The following is a 319-nucleotide window of genomic DNA, read 5'->3' on the forward strand; positions in this document are numbered from 1 at the left end:
ACCTCACCGGCCGGCAACGTCAACGTCACGTCCTGCCAGATACGTTGCGAGCCGAAGGACTTGGTCAGCCCCTCGACGGAAACCTCGACTCCCACGATTACCTCCGCTGTCCGATACCGTCGCCCCCGTGTGGGTTGGGCCACTCTATCGCATGGATAGTGGTACCTGTGACTAGCGATCCTACTCATGAGTAAGGATCTCGTACAGGGGTTCTACATATCTCGACTTACGGTGCGACCTGCGTGAACACCGGGTGGAATGCAGTTCGGATATACCGGACATATAGCTCGGAGTTCTTTTTCCACGATATGCAGAAGGG

Source organism: Rhodococcus shunpengi (genome assembly GCF_048381395.1).
Classification (GTDB): domain Bacteria; phylum Actinomycetota; class Actinomycetes; order Mycobacteriales; family Mycobacteriaceae; genus Rhodococcus.